This is a genomic window from Shewanella sp. NIFS-20-20 (assembly GCF_019209865.1).
In the GTDB taxonomy this organism is placed as follows: domain Bacteria; phylum Pseudomonadota; class Gammaproteobacteria; order Enterobacterales; family Shewanellaceae; genus Shewanella.
The window spans coordinates 20,120-27,161 of the sequence record NZ_JAHUTT010000056.1 but is presented as its reverse complement, the minus strand read 5'-3'; the positions used below and the strand labels follow the sequence as shown (position 1 = coordinate 27,161).

Below are 7,042 nucleotides of genomic sequence, written 5' to 3'. Positions count from 1 at the left end.
TGCGAGACAGTTCAAGCTTGATGGGAAACGGGATAGGGCCTATCCACGTGCGTTAAAAATGAGTAAAAACAAGTATCCCATTAAGTCTAAGAAAAATGCCGTTCACACTAAGTGAACGGCATTACACCCAGTGGGTGCGTTTTTGTCGTCAATGCTGATGCTATTCGGTGAAATTAAACAATGAACGCACGGTTTCTAAGGTATCGTCGATGTGTTTAATATTGGCCGGGCTGATGAAAATGGTGTCATCACCAGCAATGGTGCCAAGAATACCTTCGGGTTTCCCCATGGAGTCGAGCAAGCGGGCAATCAATTGTGCCGCTCCAGGGCTAGTGCGCACGACGATCATGGCTTGATTATGATCGACATCCAGTACCAGATTTTTTAATGGACTACCGGCGGTCGGCACCCCAAGTTCGGCGGGCAGGCAATAGACCATTTCTTGTTTGGCATTGCGGGTACGTACGGCGCCAAACTTGCTGAGCATCCGTGATACTTTCGATTGGTTGATATTAGTGAAGCCTGCAGATTGTAAGGCCTGGACAATCTCGCTTTGTGATCCAAATCGCTCTTCTTTCAACACAGCTTTAAATGTGCGAACTAAATCATCCTGATGTTTTGAGGTCGGCATATTGACTCTAATATATTCATGAAAACCCGTGTATTTTGAATATAACCTAGCGCTAAGTCAACTTAATTGCGATTTTGGTGAATAAAAATTCATTCCTTCAGCATGCTTAATTGATGGCTAATGCAGTGATTTCTTATAAAGCTAGTCATTTGCAACCTGCGACTAACGGATAATTGCTATTTTTGTGACGATGCAGTAATGTTGCGGCAACAAGGAATTAGATGTATGTCACAAATATCCGATTGGATACGGAGATAATTATGAAAGTAGCTGTTCTTGGTGCTGCAGGCGGTATTGGTCAAGCCCTCGCGTTATTATTAAAAACTCAGTTGCCCGCAGGTTCTTCCCTGTCCTTATATGATATTGCTCCTGTCACTCCAGGTGTGGCTGTCGATTTGAGTCATATCCCCACCGATGTTGCCGTTAAAGGGTTTGCTGGTGAAGATCCAACCCCAGCGCTGGAGGGGGCTGATATCGTATTGATCTCTGCCGGTGTAGCTCGTAAACCTGGGATGGACCGTTCTGATTTATTCAATATTAATGCTGGCATTGTGCGTAACTTGATTGAAAAAGTTGCCGCCACTGCCCCGAAAGCCTTAATTGGTATTATTACTAACCCAGTCAACACCACGGTTGCCATTGCAGCACAAGTGCTCAAAAATGCTGGTGTATATGATAAGAACCGTTTGTTTGGTATCACCACTCTCGATGTTATCCGCTCTGAAACCTTTATTGCTGAAGCGAAAGGTTTGCAGGTGGCGGATGTCAACGTTAAGGTCATTGGTGGTCATAGTGGCGTCACCATTCTGCCGTTATTGTCACAAGTTGAAGGGGTGACTTTCAGTGATGAAGAAGTGGCAGCCTTAACGCATCGCATTCAAAATGCGGGTACCGAAGTTGTCGAAGCGAAAGCCGGTGGCGGCAGCGCGACTTTATCGATGGGACAAGCTGCCTTCCGCTTCTGTCAGTCGTTAGTGAAAGGCCTGCAAGGTGAGGCCAATGTGGTTGAATGCGCCTACGTTGACGGTGGCAGTGAATACGCTGAATTTTTCGCGCAGCCGATTTTACTGGGTAAAAATGGCATTGAAAAAGTGCTGCCTTATGGTGAAGTCAGTGCATTTGAAGCCAATGCTCGCGATGCCATGCTAGATACTTTACAAGCGGATATCGACTTGGGTGTTGAATTCGTTAAGTAATTTAGCCTTATAAATCAAGCGCCTTATGGCGCTTTTTTTATGGGTGCCATTACCACGAGATGGGTTCGCCTTGCCAGTCGATAAATTGTGCCTGACCTGTGGGCCATTCTCCTTGTGTCAGTTGCTGTAAGCTGGTTTCGGCTAACTTCAGTAATTGTGACGCGCTAAACGCTGGAGTGAACAGCTTGTCTTTAGCGACGTTAGTTTGAAATGGTCGCGATAATGGGCTGTCGGTTGTCCCTGGATGCCATAAGACGATGCCGAGCTTTGGCTGACGGCGCGCGACTTCGATGGCGGCGGTTTTCATCAACATATTCAGTGCGGCTTTACTGGCGCGATAGCTATACCAACCCCCGAGTTGATTATCACTAATACTTGCCAGCCTAGCGCTGAGGGCATAAAACACGCAAGCGTGAGCGGGATGGCACAGAGGCTGTAATTGTTGTAGCCACATCAAGGGTTGAAAAGCATTGATGCTCATACACTGATTAAACCAATCGCGCTGACATTGTGATAGCTGTTTTTCCGGCCCATGATTGCCTTGATGTAACATGCCGTTAAAATGGAATATGCGATTAAGTGTGATGCCTAATTTGCTGATTTTTAAACAACAATCCATAATGCTTTCATCGGAATAATCACAATTATAATGATGTAGATCAGTCAATGGTGGTGGACAGCGACTGATAGAAATGACGCGTTGACCTTGAGCGATTAAGCGTCGACTGGCGGCAATGGCTATCGCGGAATTGGCGCCAATCATTAAGGTGGCTTTCATTATTAGGGCTCCTGTTTACCTCAGCCAATTGTGACAATATGGATTGAAAAAATCTTGGCTAGAGGCTTTGGTACCTATACGCTAGCGTGTGTGTGTTGGATCGCCCTACTTACCATTGAGCATTATACGAATACGACCGCCGGAATAGGGCGTGCTGAAGATTTCTACAGATAAAGGACAATATTTGATGAACGCCAATGACGCATTACCATTAACTCAGGCCATTATTAATATCCGTAATCTGCGATTACGCACCTTTATTGGTTTCAATCCGGAAGAGCTTGAGAAGCAACAAGACGTGGTGATTAATATTGAAATTCATTACCCAATTGGTGCGTCATTTATTAGCGATGATGTTAGTGATGCCCTTAATTATAAAGTGATCACCAAGAAGATTATTAGCCATGTGGAGTCGGGGCAATTTAAATTGCTTGAGCGATTAACTTCAGATGTGTTGCACCTGTGTTGCGCCGCGCCTGAGGTTATTTTCGCGCGGGTGACCATTGATAAACCCCACGCCTTGCGTTTCGCCGATTCGGTTTCGTTAACCTTGGAATACACTCGTTAGCCGAGCTTGAATGCCAGCAATTATCGCCTGTAGAGATATGATTAAATTATTATCGTTTTTGTGAAAGTTTTTTTTCAGCTGCTATGATCTAATTAATCAGGTGGGCTATCTACCTTTTTACCGCCCTTGTTACAGGGATTTAGTCTGGTTAAATTAGGGAAATAACAGGATGTTTAATTCAGCATTAAAATCACAATTGGAAAGTGCCGAATCCAAGTTGCATGAAAAAGAGGCATATATTCAATCGATTAAAGATAGTGTTGCCTGTATTGAGTTTTCTCCTGATGGCACAATTCTTGATGCCAATGCTCATTTCCTCGCGGTTGCGGGATACACTTTAGATGAAGTGCGTGGCAAACATCATCAAATCTTCTGTTGTGCCGACTATCGTAATAGCCCAACGTATCGTCAGTTTTGGTCAGACTTAGCGGCAGGACGATCGCAATCAGGCATTTTTCAGCGCATTAACAAACAAGGGGAAGATATTTGGCTTTCGGCAACGTATTTTCCCATTCGACAAAACGGTAATGTCCAACGGGTCATGAAAATAGCCTCTGATGTGACCTTAGATAAGAAAAAGTCAGACACTCAGTCGGCGGTATTTGATGCCTTAAGCCGTTCTCAAGCCGTGATAGAATTTACTCCTGACGGCAAAATTATTACTGCGAACGCTAATTTTTTAAGTGCTATGGGCTATAGCCGAGATCAGATAGTCGGTCAGCACCATCGTATGTTTTGTTACGATAGATTCTATGACGAAAACCCGCACTTTTGGAATGACTTAAAAAATGGTCAATATAAATCAGGCCAATTTGAGCGTAAGCTTTCCTCAGGACAAACGATTTGGTTAGAAGCCACCTACAATCCAATTAAGGATGAGGCTGGTAAGGTCGTCAAAGTCATTAAGTTTGCCACGGATATTAGCGATAGAGTGAATCAAGACAAGGCGGTGCGTGAGGCTGCTGAAATTGCTTATTCAACCTCGGAAGAAACAGCGCAAATAGCGCAACAAGGGGCTGGATTATTAGAAGCAACGGTGGAAACTTCAAACATCATCGCTGATCAAGTCAATAAAACCACTGTGTCGATTAATCAACTCAATGAGCAATCAAAAAGCATTGAAGCGATTGTATCGACCATCAGTGCGATTGCGGAGCAGACTAACTTGTTGGCATTGAACGCCGCGATTGAGGCCGCAAGGGCCGGCGATCAAGGTCGAGGCTTTGCGGTGGTGGCCGATGAGGTACGCCAGTTGGCGGCACGGACCAGTCAATCGACCGATGAAATTGCCTCAGTTGTTAGCGAAAACCGCCAATTAACGGCGAGCGCTAATGAACAGATGAATTTGGTGGCCAAGACGGCAGACAGTGGCAAGCAGCAAATCAGTGAAGTAGTGGCTGTGATGGATGAAATCAAGCGTGGCGCGCAAAACGTCTCGCAAACGGTATCCAACTTAGGTGTTGGTTAACCTTGAGAGAATAAGTCCATAAAACACCCACCGTTTTGGTGGGTTTTTTATTGGTTATGATATGCTGACAAGACATGCATCATCAATGAGTTGGAGATCCTATGAGTTTGATCAATGCCCTGATGGGTAATGCCAGTGCTGTCGATATAGCCGAATTAGAAGCTGAACTTAAACCCATTCTTGCCGATACCGAATCCCTCGCGTTAGCCTATAAAGTGGTGCGAGATATGTTTATTTTTACCAATAAACGACTGATCTTGATCGATAAGCAAGGCATGACGGGCAAAAAAGTCAGTTATCAATCGATCCCGTATAAGGCGATCACTTTTTTTGAGGTTGAAACCGCCGGGCGCTTTGATTTAGATGCCGAACTCAAATTGTGGATTTCGGGTCAAAAAGAACCCTTAGTCAAAGAGTTAAAACGTGGTACCGATGTGGTGGAAATTCAACGTACTATCGCTAACTTTGTGCTCTGATGTTGAGCCATTGCCCTAGGTGATATCTGATGTTGCTATCGGGGACATGCAAGCCTGGTTGGGGTTGTATGAGGCTGATAGCTCATCACAAGGCGATATTGTTGGATATGTAGCTCACCGTGGCCTCTCGCCTAGCTTTTATGCTAACGATATCCCGAGGATGCTTTTGATAATCGCATCGGCGTCAGCGTCAAGCCAAGCTAGCCTGTTCACTCGTCATGCCAAGCCATGACTCGCTTGCTGTATTTTATCGACGACTGCGACCAAGCCATTCGTGCGCGATGGGCTTAATTGTTGACTTAATCCGAGAGAATCAAAACACTCTTTGACATCAAATGACTGAATTTGCGCGTGGGTTTTGCCTTGGACTTCGTTGAGGACTATCGCAATCAATCCTTTAATGATGCGGGCATTACTGTCGACTAAAAAGTAATTATTCCCTTGAGTTTCATAATGATATAGCCACACTTGGCTCTCGCAACCTTTTACCTGCGCCGCTTCAATTTGCCACTGGCTTGCTAATGCTGGCAGTTGTTTTCCCAGTTGCATCAATAGCCGGTATTTGTCTTGCCACTGGTGTTGCTGTGCTAATTGCGCCACCGCTTGTTGCAGTGGTGTTTGGTCCCATTCAAATTGGTCAACGGCTGGCATGCTCACCCTAACATCTCCACTACGTGTGCCATGGCATCTAAAAATTGCTGAATATCAGCTTCGGTGGTGTAAATGCCAAGGGATACCCGGCAGCACCCTTGCAGACCTAAACTGTGGATTAAGGGTTGAGCACAGTGATGACCGCAGCGAATAGCAATCTGCATTTGATCTAGTAGCATGCCAACATCTTGGTGGTGTTCACCCTTGATATTGAAGGCGACCACGGCCACATTATCACTATGTGCACCATACACAGTGATCGCAGGTAAGGCGCTTAACCCTGATTGCAGCATGTGCAGTAGGGTGCGTTCACACTGCTGCCAGTTGCTCGGGAGCGCTTGCATAAAATCAATGGCGCCGCCTAGCCCGATGACTTCGGCGATCGCCGGCGTTCCTGCCTCTAATCGATGGGGTAACTCAGCGAACTGACTCGCTGCAAAGCTGACTGAGGCAATCATTTCGCCGCCAGTCATCATAGGCTCGAGGGTGTCGAGTTCACTAAAACGGCCATAGAGCACCCCAACCCCTGTCGGGCCATACATTTTATGGCCTGAAAATAGATAGAAATCGCAATCCATCTGACTGACATCGACGGTTTGGTGGGCGATGGCTTGAGCGCCATCAACGATGGTGAGCGCCCCGTGAGCTTTGGCCATTTGGCATAGCGAGTCTACCGGATTCACTGTGCCTAAGACATTGGAAACATGAGTCAATACCACCACTTTGACGGCATGCTGACGCAATAATGCTTGATAGGCAGGAATATCGAGTCGACATGCACTGTCTAAGGGGATCACCTCTAGGCTGGCCCCGGTGCGTTTTGCCAACTGTTGCCAAGGGACAATATTGGCATGATGGTTGGCGCTGTCGAGCAAGATAACATCGCCGGCACGGATACGCGCACCAAGGCCGAAGGCCAACATGTTGGCGGCCATGGTGGTACCGGAGGTGAAAATAATTTCTTCTCGGCGGTTGGCGTTAATCAATGCCCGAGCTTTGTCCCTAACCGCTTCAAAATCTGTGGTGGCACAGGCCGATAGTTGATGGGCAGCGCGATGCACATTGGCATTTTGACGTCGATAATACTTATCCATCACGGCGATGACATTATTGGGTTTTTGGCTCGTGGCCGCCGTGTCTAAATAACAAATTGGTTGGTTATTTAGCAGCGGAAACTGACTGCGAAGATCGCTTTGCCAGCTAAAGTCTGAGTCAAGTCGGGTCGGCATAGTTAGGAAACCAAAAGCAAAAAGGGCGCCGAGATCTTCAAGGAT

Annotated in this window: 8 protein-coding genes; 4 read left to right on the top strand and 4 right to left on the bottom strand. The window is 46.3% G+C overall.

Annotated elements, in window-relative coordinates; genetic code table 11:
• Positions 1-160: 160 nt before the first annotated feature.
• Entirely contained in the window at positions 161-631 is a 471-nt protein-coding gene (gene argR, locus KU855_RS15250; protein ID WP_218531153.1) for a transcriptional regulator ArgR, read from the bottom strand.
• A gap of 260 nt (positions 632-891) precedes the next feature.
• Between argR and mdh the strand changes: the two genes are divergently transcribed.
• The gene (gene mdh / locus KU855_RS15245) at positions 892-1,827 is read left to right on the top strand and encodes a malate dehydrogenase (RefSeq protein ID WP_218531152.1); all 936 of its coding nucleotides are present in this window, start codon (positions 892-894) and stop codon (positions 1,825-1,827) included.
• Positions 1,828-1,876: 49 nt separating this feature from the next.
• On the opposite strand, the gene KU855_RS15240 is transcribed toward mdh, so the two are convergent.
• Positions 1,877-2,605, bottom strand: coding sequence for an SDR family NAD(P)-dependent oxidoreductase (locus KU855_RS15240; protein WP_218531149.1), 729 nt, complete (start codon positions 2,603-2,605; stop codon positions 1,877-1,879).
• Positions 2,606-2,792: 187 nt separating this feature from the next.
• Between KU855_RS15240 and folX the strand changes: the two genes are divergently transcribed.
• From folX to KU855_RS15225, 3 genes are all read left to right on the top strand, one after another.
• On the top strand, positions 2,793-3,173 hold the full coding sequence (folX, locus tag KU855_RS15235) for a dihydroneopterin triphosphate 2'-epimerase (RefSeq protein ID WP_218531158.1): 381 nt from the start codon (positions 2,793-2,795) through the stop codon (positions 3,171-3,173).
• 169 nt (positions 3,174-3,342) lie between these two features.
• Positions 3,343-4,641 carry a PAS domain-containing methyl-accepting chemotaxis protein gene (locus tag KU855_RS15230; RefSeq protein WP_218531146.1) on the top strand — a complete coding sequence of 433 codons (1,299 nt, stop codon included), beginning with the start codon at positions 3,343-3,345 and terminating at the stop codon, positions 4,639-4,641.
• A 101-nt stretch (positions 4,642-4,742) separates the two neighbouring features.
• Positions 4,743-5,117, top strand: coding sequence for a PH domain-containing protein (locus KU855_RS15225; protein WP_218531144.1), 375 nt, complete (start codon positions 4,743-4,745; stop codon positions 5,115-5,117).
• 216 nt (positions 5,118-5,333) lie between these two features.
• Here KU855_RS15225 and KU855_RS15220 read toward each other — a convergent pair whose 3' ends face one another.
• Positions 5,334-5,768, bottom strand: coding sequence for a SufE family protein (locus KU855_RS15220; RefSeq protein ID WP_218531156.1), 435 nt, complete (start codon positions 5,766-5,768; stop codon positions 5,334-5,336).
• Between the two features lie 2 nt (positions 5,769-5,770).
• The gene (locus KU855_RS15215; protein ID WP_256261060.1) at positions 5,771-6,997 is read right to left on the bottom strand and encodes an aminotransferase class V-fold PLP-dependent enzyme; all 1,227 of its coding nucleotides are present in this window, start codon (positions 6,995-6,997) and stop codon (positions 5,771-5,773) included.
• Positions 6,998-7,042: the final 45 nt, after the last annotated feature.

Coding starts and splice junctions, on each gene's coding strand:
- KU855_RS15215 (WP_256261060.1), bottom strand. CDS start 6,997: ATGCCGACCCGACTTGACTCAGACTTTAGCTGGCAAAGCGATCTTCGC.
- KU855_RS15220 (WP_218531156.1), bottom strand. CDS start 5,768: ATGCCAGCCGTTGACCAATTTGAATGGGACCAAACACCACTGCAACAA.
- KU855_RS15225 (WP_218531144.1), top strand. CDS start 4,743: ATGAGTTTGATCAATGCCCTGATGGGTAATGCCAGTGCTGTCGATATA.
- KU855_RS15230 (WP_218531146.1), top strand. CDS start 3,343: ATGTTTAATTCAGCATTAAAATCACAATTGGAAAGTGCCGAATCCAAG.
- argR (WP_218531153.1), bottom strand. CDS start 631: ATGCCGACCTCAAAACATCAGGATGATTTAGTTCGCACATTTAAAGCT.
- folX (WP_218531158.1), top strand. CDS start 2,793: ATGAACGCCAATGACGCATTACCATTAACTCAGGCCATTATTAATATC.
- KU855_RS15240 (WP_218531149.1), bottom strand. CDS start 2,605: ATGAAAGCCACCTTAATGATTGGCGCCAATTCCGCGATAGCCATTGCC.
- mdh (WP_218531152.1), top strand. CDS start 892: ATGAAAGTAGCTGTTCTTGGTGCTGCAGGCGGTATTGGTCAAGCCCTC.